The organism is Brucella gallinifaecis, from assembly GCF_006476605.1.
Taxonomy (GTDB): Bacteria; Pseudomonadota; Alphaproteobacteria; order Rhizobiales; family Rhizobiaceae; genus Brucella; species Brucella gallinifaecis.
This window is the reverse complement of record NZ_ML636806.1, coordinates 1-26,165: the sequence shown is the minus strand read 5'-3', so window position 1 is coordinate 26,165 and position 26,165 is coordinate 1. Positions and strand designations below refer to the sequence as shown.

Sequence of the window (26,165 nt, the reverse complement as noted above, 5' to 3'; positions counted from 1 at the left end):
CGATAATCGGGCTCTCCAAGACCATAAAATAGCGCTTTGTGCAAGTCTGAGCCGTAAATCAGCTTGCGAGACATATAAAAAACTGTCTGGTTTAACGTATCCGCAGATTGTTTGCGCTTTGCACCGCCTGCCTGAGCTGATCGTCTGCCAGGCCATCCATCATGTCATTGAGGTCTGGCGCACGATAACCGGCCCGTTTCGCAACAATGTACCATGCCGCCGCTTTTACCAGATCGCCATCGGTACCGATGCCGTCGCGATAAAGCCGGGCAAGCCATGCCTGCGCCAGAACCATACCACGCTGGGCTGCGATCTGCATCCAGCCAAAACCTTGTTCGTAATTGCGATCACCGCCACGGCCTTCGACCAGCCAAAGGGCCAGATCATATTGCGCAGTGTCATAGCCCTTGCGTGCTGCGCGCAGCAAATATTCACGCGCTTTTTTGTCGTCCTTCGGGATTTTGCTGGTGCCATTGGCGTAAATCTGGCTCAAGGCATATTCGGCATCAGGCAGACGGGCCGCTGCGGCTTTTTCAAACCAGGGAAAAGCCTCATCCAGACCAGCAGCACCGGTATTCTTCATCATAACCAGCTGGCCATAATTGAACTGGGCCATGGCATTGCCGCTTTCAGCGGCCTTTTGCATCAATTGTGTTGCTTTGGCTGTGTCTTTTTTGACGTAACGGCCCTGAAGCAGCAGTGCTGCATAGCGAAACTCGGCCTCATGCACGCCCTGTTCTGCGGCTTTAGCATACCATTCAGCGGCTTTTTTCTGATCTGCCGGAACGCCCAGACCACGGGCATAGATTTCTGCAATCAGTGTCTGTGCCGCCGGATCGCCTTGCTCCGCCTTTGGTTTTGCCAGATTGAATGCCGTCAGATAAAGCCCGCGTTGATATGCGCCGAAAGCTTCATCGGCGGGTTTGTCGCCAAACCGGCTTGGATCAATCGCTGGCAAAGAGCTTGTTGAAGCTGGCTGCGGCAGCATCTTTGATTGTTCCGTCAGATGTTCAACGGGCTTGTCGCCCTTGCCATCCTTACCATTTTTGGCATCCTTGCTGTTGCCAAGGTTTTTTTGCACGCCTGCCGGTTCACTGGCTGTTGTTTCGGCGGCTATGGCAACTGGAGCAGATGCAGTGAATATCAAAGCAGCGGTGAGAAGAATTTTGTTCTTCATGAGGCGTACAAAACCTTGCCGGATTTAGGGTCCAGACCCTAGTTTTCAAAACGGGGCGCGTGTTCATCGAGAAGCTGATTGGCCAGTGCAACAGCTTTTGCCGGATCTTCAGCTTCAAAGACAGCGCGGCCAAGAGCAACAAAATCTGCGCCTGTCTTTGCGGCTGCAATGACGCTTTCAATTGTATTGCCAGCCTGAGCTATGCCCGGAATTTCAACCAATTCTGACCACCATTCCGCCAATGAGAGATTGCGCGGATGGGCATCAGGCTTGTTATCAGCGCCAATCTTGCCGAAGAAAACATAGTCGGGCTGCAATTCGCCAATTTCCATTGCGGTGTGACGGTCCCGCAGATTGCCCGTGCCAATGATGAACTTTGGCGTATGTTTTTCAATGGCTTCGGCAAGCTCTGCCGGTTTGCCTTCAATGTGAATGCCGTCGGCACCAACACGGCCCGCGATGCGGGTGTCATTTAAAATAATTGCGGCAGCGCCTTTTTCCTGAATGACAGCAACGGCCTTTTGAGCGGATGTCTGAAATGTGGCTTCGTCGAGATCTGTATTGTCGAGAATCACGCTTGCAACGTCACCGCCCGACAGGGCTGCCGATAACAGTTTTGCCAGTGCATCACCGTCCTTGAGCGGTGGCGCAACCAGTAAAAGGCGGCAGCGATCATTGTTTTGTTGTGCAGTTGGCGCGTTCATAAACCAGACCTAGCGAAAAATGTTGATGGAATTCGGGCATAGAGTAACAGGAGTTGATTGAACAGTCCCTTTGCATTTTCTGCCTGGTCCGGGAGTCATGAAGTCTGTTGCTGGCATTATGTTATCCACTGGAATGAAAGTTGATTGGAACCAACCGCTTTCTGCCCGAATTAACCTTTATACAGGCGAAAATGACAGCTGCGCTATTGCAGAAAAAACAAATGGCAGGCAGGCGAAATGACAAATGAAACGGCGAAAATAGTGCCAAAGATGCGTGACACACGCATTGATGTATTTCGTGCACTGGCACTGCTTACGATTTTTATCAATCATGTGCCCGGAACCATTTTCGAGCACTTCACCCATAAGAATCTCGGCTTTTCGGATTCAGCAGAAGCTTTTGTCCTGATTTCTGGCATGGCGGTTGCGCTTGCTTATGGATCAAAGTTCGGGCCGGGCAACCGTCTGGTTTTGACACTGAAAATGTGGCGTCGTGCCTGCGTGCTTTATATTGCCCACATTATGACAACGCTTGCGACCATCGGTATTTTTGCTGCCGCGGCCATTTTCCTCAAGCATCGTGAGCTTCTGACCCAGATCAATATCGGACCATTGGTCAAACAGCCGGTTGAGGCGCTGCTTGGTCTGGTCACGCTTGGTCATCAGCTTGGTTATAATAATATCCTGTCGATGTATGCAGTGGTGCTTTTGCTGACGCCGCTATTGCTTTTGCTTGCCCGGGTCAGCCTGTCACTGATGCTTGGCGTATCAGGCATGGTTTGGTTGTTATCGGGCCTTTATCATGTGGCGCCGGTCAATTATCCGACTGAAGGTGTATGGTTTTTGAACCCGCTGTCATGGCAGTTTTTGTTTGCTATCGGTATTGCAGGTACGATTCAGGTTCGCCGGGGTGGGAAAATACCTGCAAATCCAATATTGATTGCAGCAGCTATCGGCTATCTGGTTCTTTCACTGGCATGGGTGCGTATCCCGCTTTGGGGGATTGATGTATCGATGGGGATGCCTGCTGTTCTGACAGGCTTTGACAAGACTTACCTTTCGGCTCCGCGTCTGTTGCATATGTTGGCTATAGCCTATCTGATTGCAGTCGTGCCGACGCTCAACAGTATTGCCCGTACATCGCCGGATAATCCGCTTGCAATTCTGGGCAAGCATTCGCTGCCGGTGTTTATTGCCGGGACTCTTCTGGCGATGGTGGCGCAGGTGATGAAACTGGTTAATCCGGGTGGTTTGCCTTATGATGCGCTGCTGATTGCAACAGGCGTGGTGATGCAGTTTGCACTGGCCTATTATCTTGAATGGCTGCCGACAATCGGCTGGGGCAAGAAGCCTGCCGCAAAGCCGGTTGTGGCCCAAGGAGCCAAGGCCCAAATTGCGGTCAATCCGCAACCTGCCTTGCAGTAAATATGATTGAAAGCCGCCTTCGGGCGGCTTTTTGTTTGTGATTTTTCCACAGGTGGCTCGTGAAATTAACCATTCATTAATCTTAATCGCGTTAACTGCTTTACATCCAGTTCGGCTGGATTCTTACCGAGTGGTGAAGCCACTCTGTTTGACGCCTCCCTGTTAAACTCCTGAGAGCCGCCTTTGCGGCTCTTTTTTTGTTCTTTTCAGGGAATCGCCTGTTTTCTGGCAAATTCCGCGTCAATGCTTTTCAGAAATTATTCAAAACCAGCTGTAAAAATTAACCGAAAATTAAACATAATCTTGCGCGACGGTGTATGAAGGTGCAGTTTATCGTGGACTTGTCCGATAGAGCTGTTTCGTCTGAGCGTTCACCATGGTCGAACAGCGGTTCAACAATTTCTTTTGTGCACATTTGACGATGTGCGAACAAAAAATGATCGCAGATGCGTTTATTCCAGATGGCATGTAAGGTGGCAGAGCAGTGATTAGCGAACAGGGACAAATGCCGGGCAATATGATCAGCCTTGCTGAGCACATGGTTTTCTCGGATATGTTCAAGCCGATTTACAGTGAAGGCATGGACATGGTTGAAGAAGTTGCAAGCTATCTTGACGGTGAAGGCCGTGAAGAAGCACGCAACCTTTCGCGTGTTGCCGCCACTCTTTATGCTGCTGAATCAATGCGCCTGACCACGCGGCTCATGCAGGTTGCTTCGTGGTTGTTGTTGCAGCGTGCCGCCCGTAACGGAGAGATGTCGCGCAAGCAGGTGGAAGCTGAAAAGGCCAAAGTGCGTCTTGATACGCCTTCAGCCGGTGATGCGGCTAGCGGCTGGAATGAATTGCCTCATGCTTTCATTGAGCTGGTGGAGCGTTCAATCCGTCTTCAGGCACGTGTGCGCCGTATGGATCGCAATATTTATGGTGAAGTGGTTGCTTTGCAGAATGCGCCACAAGGCAATCCGGTGACGGATCAGATTGTTTTGTTGAAGACGGCGTTCGGAGCGTCCTGATCTTTCATTCATATATGCTTTCCAGCGTATATGTTTCTCTTTTGTTCACTTTTATGCTGTCAAGTGAACCCGTCTGAGGATAGGGTTTCACTATGAAAGAAACGATTCGCATCATTGGTATTGATCCAGGGCTTCGCCGTACCGGCTGGGGCGTGGTCGAATCGCTTGGCAATTCGCTGCATTTTATTGGCTCGGGGACTGTAACCTCGAATGCCGAGATGGATCTCGCTTCAAGGCTTTGCCAGTTGCATGAAGGGCTCTCCAGGGTTTTGCATGAATATGTGCCGCATGAAGCGGCTGTTGAACATACATTCGTCAATAAGGATGCAACAGCTACGCTCAAGCTTGGTCAGGCCCGGGGCATAGCGCTTCTCGCACCCGCTCAGGCCGGGCTTCCGGTTGCCGAATATGCGCCGAATGCTGTCAAAAAAGCGGTAATTGGTGTCGGCCATGGCGAAAAGCAGCAAATTCACATGATGGTGAAGGTTTTGATGCCGCGTGCAACGTTTGATACGAGCGATGCGGCCGATGCACTTGCCATTGCCATTTGCCATGCGCATCATCGTCAGAGCATTGTCAGCGCACGCCGCATGCAAGCGCTTCTAAGTTGACGCGCATCTTGTTCCTAAAACCGTTACACACTTTTCGGGATGCGCTTTTAGCGGGGTAAAACCAGAATGATCGGTAAGCTTAAGGGTGTGATCGACGAAATTGCTGATGATCATGCCGTTATTGATGTGCATGGCGTTGGCTATGTTGTCTTTTGTTCTTCGCGCACGCTTGGCAATCTGGGCGGCGAAGGTGAGGCGGCCGTGTTGTTGATCGAAACCTATGTGCGCGAGGATATGATCCGCCTTTATGGGTTTGGTTCACAGCTTGAGCGCGAATGGTTCCGCCTGTTGCAGAATGTGCAGGGCGTGGGTGCAAAAGTGGCGCTTGCGGTTCTTGGAACTTTAGCACCAGCTGAACTTGCCAATGCGATTGCATTGCGTGATCTTGCGATGGTTTCGCGTGCGCCGGGTGTTGGCAAAAAAGTTGCTGAACGTATCGTCACGGAGTTGAAAAACAAGGCACCGGCTTTTGCGGGGGATGCCAGCGGCACAATCGGGCTTAAACAGGAAATTGGTGCGGGTGCTGCTTCTGCTCCGGTTAGTGATGCCGTGTCTGCCCTTTCCAATCTTGGTTATTCGCGCGATCAGGCGGCAAATGCGGTGGCTGCTGCATTGCGTGAAGCCGGGGAGGGCGCTGATTCAGCCAAGCTTATCCGCCTTGGTTTGAAGGAGCTGTCGCGGTGAGATACTTGTCACGGATCAGTGTTCATGCGAGAGGACAGGCATGAGCGAGCGCAACCCATTGATTGACGCTGATCTGCGTAGTGAAGACAGTGATACGACATTGCGTCCGCAAACGCTGGATGATTTTGTCGGGCAGGCGCAAGCACGCGCCAATCTCAAGGTCTTTATTGAGGCTGCAAAGGTTCGTGGTGAAGCACTTGATCATGTGCTGTTTGTCGGCCCTCCGGGACTGGGTAAAACCACGCTCGCGCAGATTATGGCCAAGGAGCTTGGTGTCAATTTTCGCTCGACATCCGGTCCGGTGATTGCAAAAGCGGGTGATCTTGCAGCACTTCTGACCAATCTTGAAGATCGCGATGTGCTGTTTATCGATGAGATTCATCGTCTCAGCCCGGCTGTAGAAGAAATTCTCTATCCGGCGATGGAAGATTTTCAGCTTGATCTTATCATTGGTGAAGGTCCGGCGGCGCGTTCGGTAAAGATTGATCTTGCGAAATTCACGCTTGTTGCGGCAACCACACGGCTTGGGCTTCTGACCACGCCATTGCGGGATCGTTTCGGCATTCCGGTTCGGCTCAATTTCTATACGGTTGAAGAGCTTGAATATATTGTGCGCCGTGGTGCACGTATCATGCAGATGGGCATTTCACCCGATGGGGCGCTTGAAGTGGCGCGGCGTTCGCGTGGTACACCGCGCATTGCTGGACGCCTGTTGCGCCGCGTTCGCGATTTTGCGCTGGTGGCAGGTGCGGATGTGATCGACAGCAAGATTGCCGATGAAGCCCTGTCGCGGCTTGAAGTGGATAATCGCGGTTTCGACCAGCTTGACCGGCGTTATCTTGACATGATTGCCCGTAATTTTGGCGGCGGTCCGGTTGGTATCGAAACCATTGCAGCGGGTTTGTCTGAACCGCGGGATGCGATTGAAGACATTATTGAACCCTATATGATCCAGCAGGGTTTCTTGCAGCGCACACCGCGTGGTCGCGTTTTGACTAATCTTGCATGGCAGCATCTGGGGCTTGCTGCACCTGCTGAAGCAACGCAGCAGTCGCAGTTCGGCCTTTTCACGGAAGACGACCAGATATGAATGATGCACAGGTTGCAGGTGAACTCAAAGACGGCACCCATTATCTTTATGCCCGTATCTATTATGCCGACACGGATTTTTCCGGCTTTGTCTATCATGGTCGCTATCTGGAATTTTACGAGCGTGGCCGTACGGATTTTCTGCGGCTTCAGGATGTGCATCACATTGAGCTTGCAGAAGGTTCGCTTGGCGAAGAAATGGTCTGGGTCGTTCGCCGTATGGAGATTGAATATAAATCACCTGCAAAAATGGATGATCTGATTTTGATTGAAACCCGTGTGAGCGAAATCCGCGGGGCCCGTGTGATCATGGCGCAGAAGATCACGTGTGAGGAAAGACTGCTTTCGGAAGCGAAAGTCGAGGCCGTGATGATCACCAAGCAAGGCCATCCGCGTCGTATACCGGATGAATGGCGCGAGGCTTTCACGAAAGCTGGCTGATATTTTGAAATATCCTGCAAAAAATAACGGGCATATATTTCTTCTCAGTAAATGCTAACGCATCTTTAACCATAATATTGGATTAATCATGCTGACGGATTCGGTTGAGAGGTTCGTTACGATGTAACGCCTTCCTTTCACCAAAATTAACCATGACAAGCGCTTGAGGATTTATAGTTAAAATCCGGTTATGGCGGTTGGGACGTTCGGCAGCGGACGTTTTACGAGTAATTTGCGATACCGCCCGGTCACAATGCCGGGCGTTTGGATTCGAGGACGGTAGATCGATGGAAAATGTTGCTCTCGCGGCCCCCGCCGCCGATATTACCCTCTGGGGTTTGTTTATGCATGCGGGCTGGGTCGTCAAGCTCGTGATGCTCGGCCTTATAGGTGCATCGGTCTGGACCTGGGCAATCATCGTGGACAAGATTGTTTCCTATGGCCGCGCCCGCCGTGCGATTGATCGTTTTGAGCAGGCTTTCTGGTCAGGGCAGTCGCTGGAAGAGCTTTATCGTACGCTGAATGAACGCCGGACAACGGGCATGGCTTCCATTTTCATTGCTGCGATGCGTGAATGGAAAAAATCTTTTGAGAAAGGTGCGCGCTCGCCGATTGGCTTGCAGATGCGTATCGACAAGGCGATGGATGTCGCGCTTGCGCGTGAAGGTGAGAAACTGGAATCGCGTCTTGGTTTTCTTGCAACAACCGGTTCGGCTGCGCCATTTGTGGGTTTGTTTGGAACGGTTGTGGGGATCATGACCTCGTTCCAGGCCATTGCAGCATCGAAAAATACCAGTCTTGCGGTTGTGGCACCGGGTATTGCGGAAGCATTGCTTGCGACAGCAATCGGTCTTCTTGCAGCTATTCCGGCTGTTATCGCTTACAACAAGCTCTCAAGTGATGCGGGCAAGATCAGCGGAAAGCTTGAAGGTTTTGCGGATGAGTTTTCTGCCATACTGTCGCGCCAAATTGATGAGAAGCTGACGCCACGCAGTTAAAACATGTCGCGGAAAACTGGGAACCGGCTTTCCGATAACGACCTGTGTGAAAACAAAAAGTAAAGCGTTCCGGCACTTAACGGTTGAAATCAAGCCTTCGGGAAATTTGCAATGGGCATGTCAGTTGGAAATCAGGGAATGCAGTCAGGTGGCCGTCGCAGACGGGGCCGCAGGAAGGCATTGATGAGCGAGATCAACGTTACGCCATTCGTGGACGTGATGCTGGTATTGCTGATCATTTTTATGGTTTCTGCACCGCTTCTGACCGTGGGTGTGCCCATTGATTTACCTGATACGCAGGCAAAATCGATGAATGCCGATACGCAGCCGATCACAGTGTCGGTCAATAATGAAGGCAGGATTTATATTCAGGAAACCGAAATTCCGATTGAGGAAGTGGTTCCGAAATTACAGGCCATTGCCAAAACGGGTTATGAGGAGCGCATTTTTGTGCGCGGTGACAAGGCTGCCGATTATGGCACAGTCATGAAGGTCATGGCCCGTATTTCCGCCGCCGGTTTCAAGAATATCGGCCTTGTGACCCTCCAGGAGCAGGATAGCTGACGGCATTATGAAGGTTGGCCTGACATCTTCTGTTGCATTGCATGCCGTGGCGGTTGCGCTGGCGGTGGTTTCGTTTTCTGCACCCAAAGCTTTTGATGTGCAGGATTCGGAGTCATTTCCGGTCGACATCGTTCCGATTGAATCAATCACACAAATCCAGCAGGGCGACAAAACCGCGCCTATGAAAGAAAAGTCGGCACCGATTCCGACGAAAAAGCCAAATATTGTGCCTGATGCGCAAAATGTTGGTGACAATGATGTCGATCTTCAGACACCTCCAAAACCTGATACCAAGGCCAAGCCGATTGAGGCGGCAGAGGAACCCAAGGCGCAGCCGGAGCCGGTGAAGAAGCCGGAAGCAAAGCCTGAGCCAAAGCCACAGGAAAAACCGCTGCCGGTGCCTGCGACGGAAGTTCAGACCAGGCCGGAGGAAAAGCAGGAAGTGAAGCCTGATCCGGTTGCAGAGGCGATTGAGAAGCAGGCGGAAGCGCCGGATCAGAGTGCACCGAAACTGCCGGATAATGTTCCTGCACCACAGGCAAAACCAAAGCCGCCGCAGGCGCAGACGGCAAAGACGCCAGATCGCAAGCCTGTGCAGGAGAAGAAACCGACGCAGTCCGCATCACAAACATCGCAGTCGAAAAATGATGCGATTGCAGATGAGGTTGCAGCCCTTCTTAACAAGCAGAAGGCTTCAGGCGGCGGTGCAAAACGTTCAAATGATCAGGCATCATTGGGTGGCAAGAAGAATACTGGTGGCTCAAAGCTCAGCCAGAGTGAAATGGATGCCCTTCGGGGGGCAATTTCCAAATGCTGGAATGTTCCCGCCGGTGTTGCCGATGCGCCCGGACTTGTTGTGACGGTCAAGATGCATCTCAATCAGGATGGTTCCATTCAGGGGTCTCCGCAGGTGACATCGGGTGGCGGCAGTGACGGGGTGGGCAGAGCGGCCGCGGAAAGCGCACGTCGCGCTGTTGCACGCTGTGCGCCCTATAATCTGCCTGCGGATAAATATGATTCATGGTCGGAAGTGATTGTCAATTTCGACCCAAGCGAAATGTTCTGACTGGATTTCGGTCACGTTTAAGTTCAGTGCCAAGGACAAAAGAGGTCCCTAAAGACATGAAAACGGGCATTATGAAAACAAAGATACGGGCGACGTTGTCGGCTTTGGCTTGCGTGATTGCTGCAAGTTTTGTTGCAATCGCTCCTGCGCATGCCGTGGTTGAAATCAACATCAACAAGGGTGTTGTCGAGCCTTTGCCGATTGCCATAACTGATTTCCTTTCAGGCGATCAGCTTGGGGCAAATATCACTTCGGTGATTGCAGCCGATCTTGAGCGTTCGGGTCTTTTTGCGCCAATCAACAAAGGCGCATTCATTGAAAAGATTTCCAACCCTGATGCAGCGCCACGTTTTGACGACTGGAAGGTCATCAATGCGCAGGCACTTGTGACCGGGCGGATCACCAAGCAGCCGGATGGTCGTTTGAAAGCAGAATTCCGCCTGTGGGATACATTTGGCGGACAGCAGCTGATTGGTCAGCAGTTCTTTACCACGCCGGATAACTGGCGTCGGGTGGCTCATATTATTGCTGATGCAATCTATGAACGCCTGACGGGTGAAAAAGGCTATTTTGATACCCGCGTCGTTTTTGTCGATGAATCCGGTCCTGCGCAAAAGCGTGTCAAACGTCTGGCGATCATGGATCAGGATGGCGCCAATGTCCGCTATCTTTCGGATGGTCGTGACATGGCTTTAACACCGCGCTTTTCACCCAACCGGCAGGAAGTGACTTATATGTCTTTTGCTGGCGGTCAGCCGCGCGTTTATCTGTTGCAGCTTGAAACAGGCCAGCGTGAACTGGTTGGCAACTTTCCCGGAATGTCGATTGCACCGCGCTTTTCGCCCGATGGCCAGAAGGTCGTCATGAGCCTTTTGCAAGATGATGGCAGTGCAAATATCTATACGATGGATTTGCGCAACCGCACAACGACGCGCCTGACCAGCAGTCAGGCGATTGATACAAGTGCGTCTTACTCACCCGATGGTTCGCAGATTGTGTTTTCATCTGACCGTGGCGGACGTCCGCAGCTCTATATTATGGGTGCTGATGGTTCCAATCCACGCCGGATATCGTCAGGTGATGGCAGTTATTCGACCCCTGTCTGGTCTCCGCGTGGCGATCTCATCGCCTTTACCAAACAGTCGCAGGGACAGTTTTCTATTGGTGTGATGAAGACTGATGGAACAGGTGAGCGTCTTTTGACATCAGGCTTCCATAATGAGGGTCCGACATGGGCACCCAATGGTCGGGTTCTGATGTTCTTCCGCAAAGCCGCAGGCGCGGGTGGACCAAAGCTTTTCAGTATTGATCTGACTGGACGCAATGAGCGCCAGATTCAGACACCGAACTTTGCTTCCGACCCGGCCTGGTCGCCATTGCTCGAATAATCTGATTGATGTGATTGAGATAAAAAGGCGCGAATCTCGATTTTGTGCCTTTTTCATGGCAATATGCCATAATAACAGAGTTGAGCCGTGTTTCTGCCGCATTTAGCTTTCAGTGCTAAAACAGTATTGCTACCGGAGAAAAACGGTTTGCAGATGGTCGAAAGAAATCATTAACCACACTTCTTGAGCCTGTTTTAACCCAGATATGATTATTGGATGGTTACGCAGGAACATCAAATCTTAAGGAGCTCCGGCCCATGCGCCGTATCCAGTCGATTGCACGAAACCCGATCGCTATTGCCCTTTTCATGTCGCTCGCCATTGCAGGCTGTGCGTCGAAAAAGAATCTTCCGAACAATGCCGGTGATCTTGGTCTGGCTGGTGGTGCTGCAACCCCCGGCTCTGCTCAGGATTTCACTGTAAATGTCGGCGATCGTATTCTGTTTGATCTTGATTCTTCGCTGATTCGTGCTGATGCACAGCAGACGCTTTCCAAACAGGCACAGTGGCTGCAGCGCTATCCGCAATATTCGGTCACGATCGAAGGCCATGCGGACGAACGCGGTACACGTGAATACAACCTCGCGCTTGGCCAGCGCCGTGCTGCTGCAACGCGAGATTTCCTTGCAGCACGTGGCGTTCCAACCAGCCGTATGCGCACAGTCTCTTACGGTAATGAGCGTCCGATCGCTGTTTGTGACAACAATTCTTGCTGGTCGCAAAACCGTCGTGCAGTTACCGTTCTTAACGGTGCAGGCAGCTAAATTTCAGCCTATAGTCTGAACCTGATCAGAGAAAAGCGGTCTTCGGGCCGCTTTTTTTCATTTTGGCGGCAGTATTTGGGGTTTTTGACAAATTTTGGCCGAACTCACCTGTGTCTTAGGGGCAGGACCTTAGGGAAAGCATCTATGCTTTTTATGATTTTTCTCTAAAAGCTGAAATGAAGCGTGAAAAATCAGGTGTTCAGAAAATGTTCAGGCATTGTGTCTGATTCATTATCCAGACCATTGTGGTTGCGGTTCATAGTTTCAGGGCATAATCATTTTTCGACGAGTGAGCGATAGGGGCAAGAGAGAATGAGGCAACCAATGAGGAAAGTGACGCTGGCAATTGCCATGTTGCCGCTTTTGGTGGGTACTCCGGTTCTGGCAGCGTCTGGTGTTTCGCAACAGGGGGCTATCCAGCTGGCGCAGGTGGGGAGCTCTGGTAGTGATCAGTTTTTGCAGCAGGTTTGTAATCTGGCACATCAGAATGCGCAGTCCTATGTCCGTATCATGCAACTGCGTGACAATATGCTCAAAATTCAACGCGATAATGAAACCCGGTTTCGGGCGTTGGAAAAAGGCAATGGTGGTGCACAGAATAATGTGAAAATTGGTTCGACAGCAATTCTTGATGATGCCATGCACGATAGTGGTGCGGGTGGACAAGGTGGCTATCAGCAAAGCCCCGGTTTACAGCAGGAATTGATCCGCAACCTCACCGGCAAGGTTGAGGATGTTGACGCGCAGATTTCCTTTACCAACGAGCTGTTGCAGAAGACGCAGGATGATAATGATTTCCGCTTTGAAGAGCTGGAAAAGAAGCAGGGTATTGCTGCGCCGGCAAAGTCGAATGCAGCACAGAGCGCCCAGATAAGCCCGCCTCCAGGCAGTGATCTTTGTGCACAAGGCACAGGCGATCCGGTCAATATGGCGGATCGGCTTGGTAATCGTGCTGAAGCCATGAATTTTCAGGTCCTTGAATTGCAGGACCAGATGCAGAAAATGCAGGAAGAAAATGAGCGTCGTTTCCAGAAACTGGAAGGTGGTCGGGCGGATGCCGGAAATGCATCTGGTGAAACCTCGCTTGCCAATGCGTCCTCTGCCGGAGTCCCCGATAACGGGGTTTCTGGTGAGGTTGCACAGGATGGAAATTTCGGATCTTCCAACACACAGACGGCGGCCAATAATGTAGCGGGCGCCGATTCCATGGCTATTGGTTCTGATGGTGCTGCACAAGGTGGCCCACAGCGTGGAGAGCCGCCGAAAACCCTCGGCTCTATCCGCTTTGACAACAATGGCAATGTAATCGGCGAAACGATAAATATTCAGCCAGGTGCGATAGATCAGGGCTCTGCAAGTCAGGCTGCCGGGCAGACTGTTGCCTCATTGCCGACGGATGATAATCCGAATTCGCTTTATCAGGCAGCCTATCAATATCTGCTTTCAGGTGATTATAAAGCGGCTGAAACCGGGTTTCGTGAACATATCAAGCGTTATCCGGCTGATCCGTCGACAGCGGAAGCACGCTATTGGCTGGGTGAATCACTTTATGGTCAGTCACGCTATCCAGACGCTGCAACAGTTTTTATCGATACGCAGCGCGATTATCCAGATTCCAGACGAGCGCCGGAAAATATGTTCAAGCTTGGTATGACCCTTGAAAAAATGGATAATCATGATGTTGCCTGCGCGACATTCAAGCAGATACCGGAGCGCTATCCGAATGCTGCACCTGCCGTTTTGAAGCGGGTGAGTGATGAGCAATTGCGTATCAAGTGCTGATATTGGAGAACATTTGTGGGGCTTTCCCCGACCGATATTTTTGAGCCTTTCAGACTGGAAAATGCAAAAGGAATTATTGCTGCTGTTTCGGGTGGCAGTGATTCCCTTGCTTTGCTGTTTCTGCTGAAGGACTATCTTGCAACGATGGATAATCCGCCGCCGCTGACGGCTGTTACCATTGATCATCGTTTGCGTGATGAATCGACCCTTGAGGCTGAAAGCGTGGGGCAGCTTTGCAAGCAAAACGGTATCGCTCATCGTATTCTTGCATGGGAAGAGGTTAAACCGAAAACCGGAGTCGCTGCGGCGGCCCGTTCTGCCCGTTATCGATTGCTGGTGCAGGCTGCATGTGAGGCGGGTGCCGATTTCATTGTGACCGGGCATACGCGCAATGATCAGATTGAAACATTTTTGATGCGAAAAGAGCGTAGCTCTCATTCGCAAGCGCGGGGGCTTGCTGCAATGGCGCCCCGGTCAAGACTGGAAAACTCCGTTGTTTTGATGAGACCATTGCTGGAAACATCCCGTTCAAGCCTGCGGCAGGAACTCAGCGCAAGAGGGGTTGTCTGGTTTGATGATCCCAGCAATGTCAACACCAATTATGAGCGTCCGCGGGTGCGATTTACATCTGCTGCGGAGGCCAATCCTGATCAGGTTCTGGCTCAGATCGCTTTGGCATCTATGGCGCGCAAACGCGATAATGCGGCGCTTATTGCGGCGCTTTCTGCTCGTACATGTTTGCAAATGAACGCATTTGGCACGATTTTGGTCGATGCATCTATTTATTCAATGCTGCCGGAAAATGTTCGCCGTCTGTTTGCGGGGCTGCTTGCTTCGCTTGCGGGTGGTCGACGCTTCCTTCCCGGCGAAACTGAGCGGTCGCGGATAGAACGGCTTTTATCGGGGCAGGAAAAGGTTGGGCGCCTCACAGTTTTTGGTGCACTCGTGGAGCTTGGTAAAAACGGTGAGCCACACAGGTTTCGTCGTGAGCGCCGCAATCTTCCTGTCATGCAGCTTGATCCGGGTGAAGCCATCATCTGGGATGGGCGCTATCGCCTGAAGAATGAAACTGAAAAGATGTTTGAAGTGGCTGCACCTGAGAGGCAGGAACTGGCCGGTTTCATGGAAGAGAGCGCAATTGACGTTGATTTCTTGCAGCGTGAAGGCTTGCTCGTTCTGCCTGCCATTTATGAAAATGGCAAATTGCTGTGCGTTCCGGCTGTTGATGGGCAACAATTGCCAGCAGGAATCACTATCGAAAAACACTTTGCAATCTTTGATCATGTGCTTCACGGTTATGATTTCGGGTTGGCTAAGGCCATTGAAGCGCGATTTGGGCGCGAATGTCCTAATTTTATAAACCAGTTTTACAAGAATCGAAGCTGAGGGGCATCTCGCGCCTTGGCAAGGCCATGCTTCGATCCTATGTTAGGTTGAAACATCGTACCGCCCTTTTCGGGTGGCCGTGGTATCGATTGGACCCGATATGAATCCGAACTATCGCAACTTCGCCCTCTGGGCGATCATTGCCCTACTTTTGATAGCGTTGTTCAACCTGTTCCAGAGTCCTGGTCAGCGCTCCAATTCCCGTGAAATTTCCTACTCCCAGTTTATCGATGACGTGTCGAACGGACGCGTTAAGTCGGTAACGATTACTGGTGAGCGGATCAGTGGTACGCTTGCCGATAACGGGTCAACTTTCCAGACTTATTCACCAGGTGATGCCGGGCTGGTTTCCCGCCTTGAAGAGAAGGGCGTAACGATTACTGCCCGTCCTGAAAGCGACGGCTCCAGCTCACTTCTCGGTATTCTGCTTTCATGGCTGCCGATGATTCTCATTCTCGGCGTGTGGATATTCTTCATGCGTCAGATGCAGGGTGGCTCGCGCGGTGCGATGGGGTTTGGCAAGTCAAAGGCAAAGCTTTTGACCGAAGCGCATGGTCGTATCACCTTTCAGGATGTTGCCGGGGTTGAAGAAGCCAAGCAGGATCTGGAAGAGATCGTAGAATTTCTGCGTGATCCGCAGAAGTTCCAGCGTCTGGGCGGCAAGATTCCGCGCGGTGTTCTGCTCGTTGGCCCTCCCGGAACCGGTAAGACCTTGCTTGCACGTTCCGTTGCCGGTGAAGCCAATGTTCCATTCTTCACGATTTCCGGTTCTGACTTCGTTGAAATGTTTGTCGGTGTTGGTGCAAGCCGTGTCCGCGACATGTTCGAACAGGCCAAAAAGAATGCGCCTTGCATTATCTTCATCGATGAAATCGATGCTGTTGGTCGCCATCGCGGCGCCGGTCTTGGTGGCGGTAATGACGAGCGCGAACAGACGCTTAACCAGCTTCTGGTCGAGATGGATGGTTTTGAAGCCAATGAATCGATCATTCTGATTGCTGCGACTAACCGTCCTGACGTGCTTGATCCTGCACTCTTGCGTCCGGGCCGCTTCGACCGTCAGGTCGTGGTTCCGAACCCGGATATTGTCGGTCGTGAACAGATTCTCAAAGTGCATGTGCGCAATGTGCCGCTTGCACCCAATGTTGATCTCAAGATTGTTGCACGCGGTACGCCGGGCTTCTCCGGTGCCGATCTTGCAAACCTTGTCAATGAATCGGCTCTTATGGCTGCGCGTCGCAACAAGCGTCTCGTGACCATGCAGGAATTTGAAGACGCCAAGGACAAGATCATGATGGGTGCGGAACGCCGCTCTGCCATGACGCCGGAAGAAAAGGCCAATACAGCCTATCACGAAGCTGGTCATGCTATTGTTGCGCTTAATGTACCGAAGTCTGACCCTGTCCATAAGGCCACGATCATTCCGCGCGGTCGTGCGCTGGGTATGGTGATGCAGTTGCCTGAAGGCGATCGCTATTCGGCAACCTATACCTGGATGGTGTCGCGCCTTGCGATTTTAATGGGTGGCCGCGTTGCGGAAGAGCTGAAGTTCGGCAAGGAAAACATCACCTCCGGTGCGTCTTCCGATATTCAGCAGGCCACAAAGCTCGCACGTTCGATGGTGACGCAGTGGGGCTATTCCGACAAGCTTGGGCGTGTGGCCTATGGTGATAATCAGGAAGAAGTTTTCCTGGGTCATTCGGTTTCGCGCACGCAGAATATTTCGGAAGCAACTGCGCAGATCATTGATGCCGAGGTACGCCGTCTGGTTGATGAAGCCTATGCAGAAGCAACCCGCATCTTGACTGAGAAGCGTGCGGACTGGATTGCACTGGCCGAAGGTCTGCTTGAATATGAAACGCTCAGCGGTGATGAAATCAAGGAACTGATTGCAGGCAACAAGCCATCGCGTGATCAGGGCAATGATACGCCATCGCGCGGTTCAGGCGTGCCAAAAGCCGGACGAACCGGCAAGAAAAAAGGGGAGGAACCGGGTAGCGAACCCGGGATGGAACCTAATCCCCAGCCGCAATAAGTATAAGTGATAAAATCGGGGAGCCGGGCAATATGCCCGGCTTTTCCTTTTATGGTCACTTGCTCTGAAAGGCTCGGTTAAGGATTTCAGCGCATCATAGAGACCAACAGGACTGTTCTAAAGGCAAGGTGATTTGATTGCCTGAAAGGTGAAATTGCAATTGCTGGTCAATTTGGGATAATAACGCAATTCATTTTCCACTTCTGAAATGGGGTGGTCGAACTTCGCTGTTTCGCATTCTTATAAATGGCAGATATTGATTGCTACGAGAGAGCTATATGGCGCAACGCAAGGCTAAGAATATGACACGCAAGTATTTTGGAACCGATGGAATTCGCGGCAAGGCGAACAGTTTTCCGATGACGCCTGATATTGCCATGAAAGTTGGCATGGCCGTTGGGCATATTTTTCGTCGTAAGGGGCAGGCTTCGCGTGTTGTGATCGGTAAGGATACGCGCCGTTCGGGCTATATGCTGGAAAATGCGCTTGTAGCGGGTTTTACTGCTGCGGGCATGGATGTTTTTCTGCTTGGTCCGATTCCGACACCTGCGGTTGCCATGTTATGCCGTTCGCTTCGCGCAGATATTGGCGTGATGATCTCAGCTTCGCATAATCCTTTTTATGATAATGGCATCAAGCTGTTTGGTCCTGATGGTTTTAAGCTCTCTGATGAAATTGAATTGCAGATTGAAAGCCTGATCGACAGTGACTTGTCCGCCCATCTTGCGACCCATGGTGAAGTGGGCAAGGCCAAGCGCGTTGATGGCGATATTTATCGCTATATCGAGTTTGCGAAGCGAACGCTTCCACGCAATATCTCGCTCAATGGTCTGCGCGTTGTTGTCGATTGCGCCAATGGCGCTGGCTACAAGGTTGCGCCATCTGCACTTTGGGAGCTGGGTGCGGAAGTTATCACCATTAATAATGAGCCGAATGGTATCAATATTAATGAGGATTGCGGTTCGACCCATCCGATTGGTCTGATGAAAAAGGTTCATGAGGTGCGGGCGGATGTCGGAATTGCCCTTGATGGTGATGCGGACCGGGTTTTGCTTGTTGATGAAAACGGAACCGTCATTGATGGCGATCAGCTTCTGGCGGTGATTGCCGAATCATGGGCGAAATCAGACCGGTTGCAGGGCGGTGGTATTGTTGCGACAGTCATGTCCAATCTCGGCCTTGAGCGTTTCTTGCATGATCACAATATGACACTCGCCCGTACCAAGGTCGGAGATCGTTATGTTGTCGAGCACATGCGGCAGCATGGTTTCAATGTCGGCGGTGAACAGTCCGGCCATATTGTCATGTCGGATTTTGCCACGACTGGCGATGGGCTTATATCGGCTTTGCAAATCCTTGCTGTTGCCCAGCAGGAGAATAAGCCTTTGAGCGATTTGTGCCGTAAATTTGAACCTGTGCCACAATTGCTCAAGAATGTGCGCACCGCTGGCGGCAAGCCGCTTGAAAACAAGAAGGTCAAGAGTGCAATTGACGAAGCATCAGATCGTCTTGGCGCACAGGGACGTCTTGTCATCCGTCCATCAGGAACTGAGCCGCTTATCCGCGTGATGGCGGAAGGTGATGACCGCGCATTGGTTGAAAAGGTCGTTAATGATATTATCAATGTGATTGCCTCGGAAAGCGCCGCTGCCTGACAGAGCGGCATATCTTTAAAAAAAGCGCGGATTTTCCGCGCTTTTTTTGTGGCAGTGAGGGAAGGTTTATACTTTAAAGAGGTTTAATAAATATGGTTAAATTGTACTTAACTTTTCATCGATAGACTATCTCCCAGAATTCCGTTTTGCCGCGTTTGCGACAAGACAGGCTGATGGGAAATATGAATGAATAGTCTTATTAAAAACCTTTGCGCCAGCCTTGCTTTATCGGCTGCATTGGCGGTTTTTACTTCCGCAGCATTGGCTGCCGACGATCTGGAAGTGGTGCCGGAAGTGGTTGTTGCACCTATGGTGACAAGCGGCTGGTACTTGCGTGGGGATATTGGCTATTCGTGGAATCGGTTCAGACGTGCAGATTTTGAACTCCCGGATTTAAACGGCAACAGGTTTGATGGCGATCTGAATGGCTCATTCGTGCTGGGCGGCGGTATTGGTTATCAGATCACAGATTACTTGCGTACCGATCTGACGCTGGATTATTTAACGCGTGCGAAATTCACGACTGATTATGATGAAAGCCGGATGAGCGGGCTATCAGTTCTGGCAAATGCCTATGTTGATCTCGCCAATTTTGGCGGTGTGACGCCTTATATTGGCGCCGGTCTTGGCGCCACTCGTGTGAAGTGGGATGATATGGCTGTCGCAGCCAATGGCCATGAACTGAGCGGTCAGGCTGACTGGCGTTTTACCTATGCGCTGATGGCCGGTGCATCGGTTGAACTGACGCATAATCTCAAGCTTGATGCCAGCTATCGTTTCCGTCACATGAATGGTGGCACTATGCTTGAAGGTGGCTCTGATATTGGCGCTGTCAGTGATAAAGGAATAAACGCTCACGATATAAGGGTTGGGCTTCGGTATATGTTCGGCGGTTGATACTGAATATGAGAGTTTTCAAAAGGCCCGGGCTTCCGGGCCTTTTGCTTTATGTCTGAATATATTGCGCTGATGATGCATAAATTAGTGCATCCCCCATTTTTTGTTTCAAATATTTCCAATAGCGCATAGAAGACCGCAAGAGACAGGCATGGTCTAGATTGGCCGGCCCAGATTGGGCAGACCAGATTGGTCAGCCTGTATTATATTGGAAAGGTAGTGACATGAAAGCTATTACAGCCTTGTCAGATTTTGTCGGACGCTCTTTTGCTATTTGGGTTATCGTTTTTGCGGTGCTTGGTTTCTTGCTGCCATCGACATTCAGCATTTTTGCACCGTGGATTGTGGTCTTGCTCGGTATCATCATGTTCGGCATGGGCCTGACGATTTCGACGAAGGACTTTGCCGAAGTTGCGAGACGGCCATTTGAGGTTCTGATTGGTGTGCTGGCGCAGTTTATCATCATGCCGCTTCTGGCGGTTTTATTGACGCGGGTGATTCCGATGTCACCTGAGGTTGCTGCCGGCGTTATTCTGGTTGGTTGCTGCCCGGGTGGCACGGCCAGCAATGTGATGACTTATCTCAGCAAAGGTGACGTCGCTTTAAGCGTGGCCTGCACAAGTGTTACGACCTTGCTGGCTCCGTTGGTTACACCTTTTCTTGTCTGGTTCTTTGCCAGCCAGTATTTGCCGGTTGATGCGATGAGCATGTTTATCAGCATTATCAAAGTCATTCTGGTGCCACTTGCGCTTGGTTTTGTTTTGCAGAAGTTGATGCCTGGATTGGTGAAAGCAGCGGTTCCGATGTTGCCGCTGGTTTCTGTTATAGGAATTGTATTGATTGTTGCGGCAGTTGTTGCTGTCAACAAAACCGCTATTGCTCACTCCGGCTTGCTGATCTTTGCTGTGGTCGTTTTGCATAATAGTTGCGGGCTGCTCTTTGGCTATTTTGCAGCACGTTTTGCCGGTCTGTCACTGGCTAAACGCAAAGCGATCAGTATCGAAGTCGGTATGCAGAACAGCGGACTTGGTGCAGCGCTGGCCAATGCACATTTTTCACCTCTGGCAGCGGTGCCAAGTGCAGTCTTCAGTGTCTGGCATAATGTTTCCGGCGCGCTGATTGCGAGCTATTATGCACGCATGAAAGACAAATCTACGGATTGAAAGTGATAATAGTTTTCAACCCGCCGGATCAGTCCGGCGGGTTGTATAAAATATGCTTCCATCCATATTGTTCTTTTTTTGATTTCCGATATGCTCATCCACGGGCCACGCCTCCCCAACGAGGCGCGTGCTATCTGTGAGGATAGGAAACAAAATGACGACGATTGCGAAGCCGGCAGTTCGCCCGGCTAACCCTAATTTTTCTTCAGGTCCCTGTGCAAAACGCCCCGGCTGGTCGCTTCAAGCACTTGCCGATGCGCCACTTGGCCGTTCGCACCGTGCAAAAATCGGCAAGAACAAGCTGAAAGAAGCCATCGACCTTACCCGCGAAATTCTTGGCGTTCCGGCAGATTACCGCATTGGTATTGTGCCAGCATCTGATACGGGTGCGATGGAAATGGCCTTGTGGTCACTGCTTGGTGAGCGTGGCGTTGATATGGTTGCCTGGGAAAGCTTTGGTTCCGGCTGGGTCACAGATGTGCTCAAGCAGCTGAAACTCGAAGACACCCGCAGCTTTGTTGCGCCTTATGGTGAGCTGGTTGATTTTGCCGAAGTGGATTTCGACCGTGATGTCGTTTTTACATGGAATGGCACCACATCCGGCGTTCGCGTAGCCAATGCAGATTTCATCCCGGCAACCCGCAAGGGGCTTACCATTTGCGATGCGACTTCGGCTGCATTTGCGCAACGTCTTGATTTTGCAAAACTTGATGTTGTTACCTTCTCCTGGCAGAAAGTGCTGGGCGGCGAGGGTGCGCATGGCATACTCATTCTCTCGCCACGCGCTGTTGCGCGTCTGGAAAGCTATAAGCCGGCATGGCCGCTGCCAAAGATTTTCCGGCTGACCTCCGGTGGCAAGCTGATTGAAGGCATCTTTGTCGGTGAAACCATCAATACGCCTTCCATGCTCTGCGTTGAAGATTATCTCGATGCACTGAGCTGGGCGCGTTCAATCGGCGGTCTTGATGGGCTTGTCGGACGCGCTGATGCAAATTTTGCCGTGCTCAATAGCTTTATCGAGAAGACGCCATGGATTGCAAATCTGGCGAAAAAGCCGGAAACACGCTCAAATACATCGGTATGCGTGACGATTGTCGACCCGGATGTGATTGCATTGTCTGCGGATGCGCAGGCAGCTTTCGTTAAGGGCATTGTATCAGCCCTTGAAAAGGAAGGCGTAGCCTTTGATATCGGTGCCTATCGTGATGCCCCTGCGGGCTTGCGCATATGGGCGGGTGCAACGGTTGAGACTTCTGATCTTGAAGCTCTGACTGCCTGGCTCGACTGGGCTTTTCACGCACAGAAAGCAGCGCTTAAGGCTGCAGCCTGATCGCAAGCGATGAGCGAGCTGTGGCCGGAGTTGGGACGGCCATGGCCTGCTTGCCCTTTATTATCGTACAATCCGAAGGAGGCCCTTATGGCACCTCGCGTACTCGTATCCGATAAATTGTCGCCGACCGCCGTTCAGATTTTCAAAGACCGCGGCGTTGAAGTTGATTACCTGCCAGATCTTGGCAAGGACAAAGAAAAACTGCTGGAAGTGATAAGCCAGTATGATGGTCTCGCTATCCGCTCTGCCACCAAGGCAACCGAAAAGCTGATTGCAGCGGCAACGAAGCTCAAGGTCATTGGCCGTGCCGGTATTGGCGTTGACAATGTCGATATTCCGGCAGCATCGCGCCGTGGTATTATCGTGATGAATACGCCTTTTGGCAATTCGATCACCACGGCAGAACATGCCATTGCACTGATGTTTGCTGTGGCGCGTCAATTGCCTGAAGCTGATGGTTCCACACGGGCTGGCAAGTGGGAAAAGAACCGCTTCATGGGTGTGGAAATTACCGGCAAGACGCTCGGTGTTGTCGGTTGCGGCAATATTGGCGCAGTGGTTGCTTCCCGCGCTATTGGTCTGAAAATGCATGTTGTTGCGTTTGATCCGTTTTTATCGGAAGCGCGGGCGCAGGAACTTAGTGTCGAGAAGGTCGAGCTTGATGAGCTTCTGGCGCGTGCCGATTTCATCACGCTTCACACGCCTTTGACCGATAAAACACGCGGTATCATCAATGCAGAAGCATTGGCCAAGACCAGGCCGGGTATTCGCATTATCAATTGTGCCCGCGGTGGCTTGATTGTTGAAAAGGATCTGGTTGCAGCGCTGAAATCCGGCCATGTCGCCGGTGCTGGCATTGATGTTTTCGAGACAGAACCTGCCACAGAGAATGAGCTGTTCAATCTGCCGAATGTGGTCTGCACGCCGCATCTTGGTGCTTCGACTTCCGAAGCGCAGGAGAATGTTGCCATTCAGGTCGCCGAGCAAATGTCGGATTATCTGGTCAAGGGTGCTGTTTCCAACGCGATCAACATGCCGTCGATCACGGCGGAAGAGGCGCCGCGTCTCAGACCATTTGTCAAGCTCGCAGAAGTGCTTGGCGCTTTTGTTGGTCAGGTGACGGATGAGCCTATTCAGGAAGTGGAAGTGCTTTTTGATGGCGCCACCGCCAGCATGAACACACGCGCCTTGATCAGTGCAGCTCTTGCTGGTCTGATCCGTCCGCAGGTGGCTGATGTGAATATGGTCTCCGCACCGATCATGGTCAAAGAGCGTGGAATCATCGTTTCCGAGATCAAGCGTGACAAGTCAGGCATCTTTGATGGCTATATCAAGCTGACCGTGAAGACCACCGAACGTGAACGCTCGATTGCAGGAACGTGCTTCTCGGATGGCAAGGCCCGTTTCATCCAGATCAAGGGAATCAACCTTGATGCGGAAGTCGGCCCACATATGCTTTATGTCACCAATGTTGATATTCCGGGCATGATCGGTCTGCTTGGAACGATCTGCGGCAAGCACAATATCAATATCGCAAACTTCGCTCTTGGACGTAATCATCCGGGCGGTGATGCGATTGCGATGCTTTATGTCGATGACAGGATTCCACAGGCAGCCCTTGACGAACTGATTGCTCAAGAGGCAATCAAGGCGGCAAGACCTTTGGAATTTAACATCGAGGAAGCTTGAGCAAGATGACAGACGGGATTGAACAGGCAGCATGGCGGCGGATGCAAGCGCAGGATATAGCGCAGGTAACAGCCGTGGCCAATGTCGTTCATCCCGATTTTTTTGAGGATGAAGCGGTCTTCCGGGACCGCTTTAAAATCTATCCTGCTGGTTGTTTTGTGCTGGCAAATGGCCATGAAATTCTGGGCTACGGTATCAGCCATCCGTGGCAGCTTGATTCGGTTCCCGCACTGAATTTTGTTCTTGGTGAATTGCCCAAAGATGTCGGCACCTATTATATTCACGATATTGCGCTTCTGCCTGAAGCGCGATCCGGCGGACAGGCGTCGCGGGTGGTTGAACTGATGGGTGCGCAGGCAGAGCGTGATGGTTTTGCGACTATGGCACTCGTTGCAGTCAACGGTTCCCGGGGTTTCTGGGAGAAAAAAGGCTTTGTTACCCGTGAGGTGAGCGAACTTGCAGAAAAGCTGAAAGGCTATTCGGATGAGGCGCTATATATGGTCAGAGCCGGTTAGATCGTCGATATTCCGGCTATGGCGGTCTGCAAATGGCATTTTTCTTCACTTCCGGTGCTCATGTACCCAAAACTACACTCCGCTCCGGTTCTCGAATAACACCATTTTCGCCTCACCATATCCAGAATCTCAGACGATCTGACGCTGGTTTTCCACGTTTTTACTAAAAATAATCGTGTTTTACGCATGAAAGAGTCGCGCAAGCAGGATTCTCTCTGTATAGAGACGAGGGATCAGCACCTCGCGTCAAACTGTCGGGGCTGCTTGCGATCCTTGGGTTATCATTACGGCTGAAATGCCGGACCGAGGAGTTTTCTCAATGGCTAATGTAGTTGTCGTCGGGTCGCAATGGGGCGACGAGGGCAAGGGAAAGATCGTTGACTGGTTGTCCGAACGCGCCGATGTCATCGTGCGTTATCAGGGCGGTCATAATGCGGGTCATACACTTGTCATCGATGGCGTCAGCTACAAGCTTTCGCTTCTGCCTTCCGGCCTTGTGCGCGGAAAGTTGAGTGTGATTGGCAATGGTGTTGTGGTTGATCCGCATCATTTCGTCATGGAAGTCGAGAAACTGCGCGGGCAGGGCATTGAAATCACGCCGGATGTTCTGCGTATTGCAGAAAATGCTCCGCTGATTCTTTCGGTTCATCGTGAACTTGATGCGATGCGTGAAGGTGCTACCGAAGGACTCAAGATCGGCACCACCAAGCGCGGTATCGGCCCTGCTTATGAAGACAAGGTTGGCCGTCGTGCAATCCGCGTTATTGATCTGACCGAGCCGGATACGCTGGAGCCGAAAGTCGAGCGTCTGCTTGCCCATCATAATCTGCTGCGTCGCGGTATGGGGCTTGAAGAAATTGCGGTTGCAACGATCCTTGAAGAGCTGACTTCGGTTGCCGACAAGATTCTTCCCTATATTGATCAGGTCTGGCGTGTTCTGGACGAACGCCGCAAGGCTGGTGATCGCATTCTGTTTGAAGGTGCGCAGGGGGCATTGCTTGATAATGACCATGGCACTTATCCGTTCGTGACTTCATCAAACACGGTTGCGGGTCAGGCTGCTGCCGGTTCAGGTCTTGGCCCGACAGCAATCGGTTATGTTCTCGGCATCACCAAGGCTTACACCACCCGCGTTGGCGAGGGTCCGTTCCCGACCGAGTTGAATGATGAAATCGGCGAATTCCTAGGCACCAAGGGCCATGAATTTGGTGTTGTCACGGGGCGCAAGCGTCGTTGCGGCTGGTTTGATGCGGTTATCGTTCGCCAGACGGTTCGCACCTCGGGGATTACCGGCATTGCCCTGACCAAGCTTGATGTTCTTGACGGACTTGAAGAAATCAAGATCTGCGTTGCCTATGAGCTTGATGGCAAGCGTATCGATTATCTGCCATCATCGATGGGCGCGCAGGCGCGTGTGAAGCCAATTTATGAAACGCTGCCGGGCTGGTCGGAAACCACAGCCGGTGCGCGTTCGTGGAATGAACTTCCGGCACAGGCGGTCAAATATGTCCGGCATATTGAAGAGCTGATCGGTGCACCTGTATCGATGCTTTCAACCAGCCCGGAGCGTGAAGATACGATTCTTGTAACCGATCCGTTTCATGATTGATTGATCTGAGCTTCGGTTCTGACAAAATTAAAACACCCGGTTTGTCATCAAGGCTGACCGGGTATTTTTTTAAAGTTTTTTCGCTTTCATTATGAAAGCATTCACTTAGGGTCAGGACCCATTAATTTGATGAGAATGGCATCTGAAATGACCAGATATGCTAGGAGAGACGTGAGGACCG

At 51.5% G+C, this 26,165-nt stretch carries 24 protein-coding genes; 22 read left to right on the top strand and 2 right to left on the bottom strand.

The window, feature by feature from the left end:
• Window positions 1–91: 91 nt before the first annotated feature.
• Window positions 92–1,177 carry a tetratricopeptide repeat protein gene (locus tag FHY56_RS11310; RefSeq protein WP_140905280.1) on the bottom strand — a complete coding sequence of 362 codons (1,086 nt, stop codon included), beginning with the start codon at window positions 1,175–1,177 and terminating at the stop codon, window positions 92–94.
• Window positions 1,178–1,215: 38 nt separating this feature from the next.
• Entirely contained in the window at window positions 1,216–1,881 is a 666-nt protein-coding gene (locus FHY56_RS11305) for a thiamine phosphate synthase (protein ID WP_140905279.1), read from the bottom strand.
• Window positions 1,882–1,978: 97 nt separating this feature from the next.
• On the opposite strand from FHY56_RS11305, the gene FHY56_RS17805 reads away from it, so the two are divergent.
• The 22 genes from FHY56_RS17805 (at window position 1,979) to FHY56_RS11195 (ending at window position 25,984) form a co-directional block, all read left to right on the top strand.
• On the top strand, window positions 1,979–2,122 hold the full coding sequence (locus FHY56_RS17805) for a hypothetical protein (protein WP_158447757.1): 144 nt from the start codon (window positions 1,979–1,981) through the stop codon (window positions 2,120–2,122).
• Entirely contained in the window at window positions 2,119–3,306 is a 1,188-nt protein-coding gene (locus FHY56_RS11300; RefSeq protein WP_140905278.1) for an OpgC family protein, read from the top strand. Before FHY56_RS17805 ends, FHY56_RS11300 begins: the two co-directional genes overlap by 4 nt.
• A 505-nt stretch (window positions 3,307–3,811) precedes the next feature.
• Window positions 3,812–4,318, top strand: coding sequence for a protease adaptor protein RcdA (rcdA, locus tag FHY56_RS11295; protein ID WP_140905423.1), 507 nt, complete (start codon window positions 3,812–3,814; stop codon window positions 4,316–4,318).
• 92 nt (window positions 4,319–4,410) lie between these two features.
• Entirely contained in the window at window positions 4,411–4,929 is a 519-nt protein-coding gene (ruvC, locus tag FHY56_RS11290) for a crossover junction endodeoxyribonuclease RuvC (protein ID WP_140905277.1), read from the top strand.
• 66 nt (window positions 4,930–4,995) lie between these two features.
• Window positions 4,996–5,613, top strand: coding sequence for a Holliday junction branch migration protein RuvA (gene ruvA, locus FHY56_RS11285; RefSeq protein WP_140905276.1), 618 nt, complete (start codon window positions 4,996–4,998; stop codon window positions 5,611–5,613).
• A 40-nt stretch (window positions 5,614–5,653) separates the two neighbouring features.
• On the top strand, window positions 5,654–6,703 hold the full coding sequence (gene ruvB / locus FHY56_RS11280) for a Holliday junction branch migration DNA helicase RuvB (RefSeq protein WP_140905275.1): 1,050 nt from the start codon (window positions 5,654–5,656) through the stop codon (window positions 6,701–6,703).
• Window positions 6,700–7,143 carry a YbgC/FadM family acyl-CoA thioesterase gene (locus FHY56_RS11275; protein WP_140905274.1) on the top strand — a complete coding sequence of 148 codons (444 nt, stop codon included), beginning with the start codon at window positions 6,700–6,702 and terminating at the stop codon, window positions 7,141–7,143. The genes ruvB and FHY56_RS11275 overlap by 4 nt, the downstream gene beginning before the upstream one ends.
• Before the next feature lie 287 nt (window positions 7,144–7,430).
• Complete coding sequence (gene tolQ, locus FHY56_RS11270) at window positions 7,431–8,141, top strand: protein TolQ (RefSeq protein ID WP_140905273.1); 711 nt, start codon at window positions 7,431–7,433, stop codon at window positions 8,139–8,141.
• A gap of 111 nt (window positions 8,142–8,252) precedes the next feature.
• Entirely contained in the window at window positions 8,253–8,705 is a 453-nt protein-coding gene (tolR, locus tag FHY56_RS11260) for a protein TolR (RefSeq protein ID WP_140905271.1), read from the top strand.
• A gap of 7 nt (window positions 8,706–8,712) precedes the next feature.
• Window positions 8,713–9,771 (top strand): hypothetical protein, encoded by a 1,059-nt coding sequence (locus tag FHY56_RS11255; RefSeq protein ID WP_140905270.1) that lies wholly within the window; start codon window positions 8,713–8,715, stop codon window positions 9,769–9,771.
• A gap of 56 nt (window positions 9,772–9,827) precedes the next feature.
• The gene (gene tolB, locus FHY56_RS11250) at window positions 9,828–11,159 is read left to right on the top strand and encodes a Tol-Pal system beta propeller repeat protein TolB (protein ID WP_140905269.1); all 1,332 of its coding nucleotides are present in this window, start codon (window positions 9,828–9,830) and stop codon (window positions 11,157–11,159) included.
• A gap of 257 nt (window positions 11,160–11,416) precedes the next feature.
• Window positions 11,417–11,923: a peptidoglycan-associated lipoprotein Pal gene (gene pal / locus FHY56_RS11245; protein WP_140905268.1), complete on the top strand. Its 507-nt coding sequence runs from the start codon at window positions 11,417–11,419 to the stop codon at window positions 11,921–11,923.
• Window positions 11,924–12,235: 312 nt separating this feature from the next.
• On the top strand, window positions 12,236–13,705 hold the full coding sequence (gene ybgF, locus FHY56_RS11240) for a tol-pal system protein YbgF (RefSeq protein ID WP_140905267.1): 1,470 nt from the start codon (window positions 12,236–12,238) through the stop codon (window positions 13,703–13,705).
• Between the two features lie 15 nt (window positions 13,706–13,720).
• Window positions 13,721–15,091, top strand: coding sequence for a tRNA lysidine(34) synthetase TilS (gene tilS / locus FHY56_RS11235; RefSeq protein WP_140905266.1), 1,371 nt, complete (start codon window positions 13,721–13,723; stop codon window positions 15,089–15,091).
• Between the two features lie 100 nt (window positions 15,092–15,191).
• Complete coding sequence (ftsH, locus tag FHY56_RS11230; protein ID WP_140905265.1) at window positions 15,192–17,126, top strand: ATP-dependent zinc metalloprotease FtsH; 1,935 nt, start codon at window positions 15,192–15,194, stop codon at window positions 17,124–17,126.
• A 302-nt stretch (window positions 17,127–17,428) separates the two neighbouring features.
• Window positions 17,429–18,781 (top strand): phosphoglucosamine mutase, encoded by a 1,353-nt coding sequence (glmM, locus tag FHY56_RS11225; RefSeq protein ID WP_193556781.1) that lies wholly within the window; start codon window positions 17,429–17,431, stop codon window positions 18,779–18,781.
• Between the two features lie 186 nt (window positions 18,782–18,967).
• Window positions 18,968–19,678, top strand: a complete 711-nt coding sequence (locus FHY56_RS11220; RefSeq protein ID WP_140905263.1) for an outer membrane protein — start codon at window positions 18,968–18,970, stop codon at window positions 19,676–19,678.
• A gap of 224 nt (window positions 19,679–19,902) precedes the next feature.
• Window positions 19,903–20,841 carry a bile acid:sodium symporter family protein gene (locus tag FHY56_RS11215; protein ID WP_140905262.1) on the top strand — a complete coding sequence of 313 codons (939 nt, stop codon included), beginning with the start codon at window positions 19,903–19,905 and terminating at the stop codon, window positions 20,839–20,841.
• Between the two features lie 154 nt (window positions 20,842–20,995).
• The gene (locus tag FHY56_RS11210; RefSeq protein WP_140905261.1) at window positions 20,996–22,171 is read left to right on the top strand and encodes a phosphoserine transaminase; all 1,176 of its coding nucleotides are present in this window, start codon (window positions 20,996–20,998) and stop codon (window positions 22,169–22,171) included.
• A gap of 87 nt (window positions 22,172–22,258) precedes the next feature.
• Window positions 22,259–23,860 carry a phosphoglycerate dehydrogenase gene (serA, locus tag FHY56_RS11205; protein ID WP_140905260.1) on the top strand — a complete coding sequence of 534 codons (1,602 nt, stop codon included), beginning with the start codon at window positions 22,259–22,261 and terminating at the stop codon, window positions 23,858–23,860.
• 5 nt (window positions 23,861–23,865) lie between these two features.
• Entirely contained in the window at window positions 23,866–24,375 is a 510-nt protein-coding gene (locus tag FHY56_RS11200; protein WP_140905421.1) for a GNAT family N-acetyltransferase, read from the top strand.
• 319 nt (window positions 24,376–24,694) lie between these two features.
• Entirely contained in the window at window positions 24,695–25,984 is a 1,290-nt protein-coding gene (locus FHY56_RS11195; protein ID WP_140905259.1) for an adenylosuccinate synthase, read from the top strand.
• Window positions 25,985–26,165: the final 181 nt, after the last annotated feature.

What these genes read in the sequence shown, in the direction of transcription:
- FHY56_RS11310 (WP_140905280.1), bottom strand. Translation starts at nt 1,177, where the DNA reads ATGAAGAACAAAATTCTTCTCACCGCTGCTTTGATATTCACTGCATCT.
- FHY56_RS11305 (WP_140905279.1), bottom strand. Translation starts at nt 1,881, where the DNA reads ATGAACGCGCCAACTGCACAACAAAACAATGATCGCTGCCGCCTTTTA.
- FHY56_RS17805 (WP_158447757.1), top strand. Translation starts at nt 1,979, where the DNA reads ATGAAGTCTGTTGCTGGCATTATGTTATCCACTGGAATGAAAGTTGAT.
- FHY56_RS11300 (WP_140905278.1), top strand. Translation starts at nt 2,119, where the DNA reads ATGACAAATGAAACGGCGAAAATAGTGCCAAAGATGCGTGACACACGC.
- rcdA (WP_140905423.1), top strand. Translation starts at nt 3,812, where the DNA reads ATGCCGGGCAATATGATCAGCCTTGCTGAGCACATGGTTTTCTCGGAT.
- ruvC (WP_140905277.1), top strand. Translation starts at nt 4,411, where the DNA reads ATGAAAGAAACGATTCGCATCATTGGTATTGATCCAGGGCTTCGCCGT.
- ruvA (WP_140905276.1), top strand. Translation starts at nt 4,996, where the DNA reads ATGATCGGTAAGCTTAAGGGTGTGATCGACGAAATTGCTGATGATCAT.
- ruvB (WP_140905275.1), top strand. Translation starts at nt 5,654, where the DNA reads ATGAGCGAGCGCAACCCATTGATTGACGCTGATCTGCGTAGTGAAGAC.
- FHY56_RS11275 (WP_140905274.1), top strand. Translation starts at nt 6,700, where the DNA reads ATGAATGATGCACAGGTTGCAGGTGAACTCAAAGACGGCACCCATTAT.
- tolQ (WP_140905273.1), top strand. Translation starts at nt 7,431, where the DNA reads ATGGAAAATGTTGCTCTCGCGGCCCCCGCCGCCGATATTACCCTCTGG.
- tolR (WP_140905271.1), top strand. Translation starts at nt 8,253, where the DNA reads ATGGGCATGTCAGTTGGAAATCAGGGAATGCAGTCAGGTGGCCGTCGC.
- FHY56_RS11255 (WP_140905270.1), top strand. Translation starts at nt 8,713, where the DNA reads ATGAAGGTTGGCCTGACATCTTCTGTTGCATTGCATGCCGTGGCGGTT.
- tolB (WP_140905269.1), top strand. Translation starts at nt 9,828, where the DNA reads ATGAAAACGGGCATTATGAAAACAAAGATACGGGCGACGTTGTCGGCT.
- pal (WP_140905268.1), top strand. Translation starts at nt 11,417, where the DNA reads ATGCGCCGTATCCAGTCGATTGCACGAAACCCGATCGCTATTGCCCTT.
- ybgF (WP_140905267.1), top strand. Translation starts at nt 12,236, where the DNA reads ATGAGGCAACCAATGAGGAAAGTGACGCTGGCAATTGCCATGTTGCCG.
- ftsH (WP_140905265.1), top strand. Translation starts at nt 15,192, where the DNA reads ATGAATCCGAACTATCGCAACTTCGCCCTCTGGGCGATCATTGCCCTA.
- glmM (WP_193556781.1), top strand. Translation starts at nt 17,429, where the DNA reads ATGACACGCAAGTATTTTGGAACCGATGGAATTCGCGGCAAGGCGAAC.
- FHY56_RS11220 (WP_140905263.1), top strand. Translation starts at nt 18,968, where the DNA reads ATGAATAGTCTTATTAAAAACCTTTGCGCCAGCCTTGCTTTATCGGCT.
- FHY56_RS11215 (WP_140905262.1), top strand. Translation starts at nt 19,903, where the DNA reads ATGAAAGCTATTACAGCCTTGTCAGATTTTGTCGGACGCTCTTTTGCT.
- FHY56_RS11210 (WP_140905261.1), top strand. Translation starts at nt 20,996, where the DNA reads ATGACGACGATTGCGAAGCCGGCAGTTCGCCCGGCTAACCCTAATTTT.
- serA (WP_140905260.1), top strand. Translation starts at nt 22,259, where the DNA reads ATGGCACCTCGCGTACTCGTATCCGATAAATTGTCGCCGACCGCCGTT.
- FHY56_RS11200 (WP_140905421.1), top strand. Translation starts at nt 23,866, where the DNA reads ATGACAGACGGGATTGAACAGGCAGCATGGCGGCGGATGCAAGCGCAG.
- FHY56_RS11195 (WP_140905259.1), top strand. Translation starts at nt 24,695, where the DNA reads ATGGCTAATGTAGTTGTCGTCGGGTCGCAATGGGGCGACGAGGGCAAG.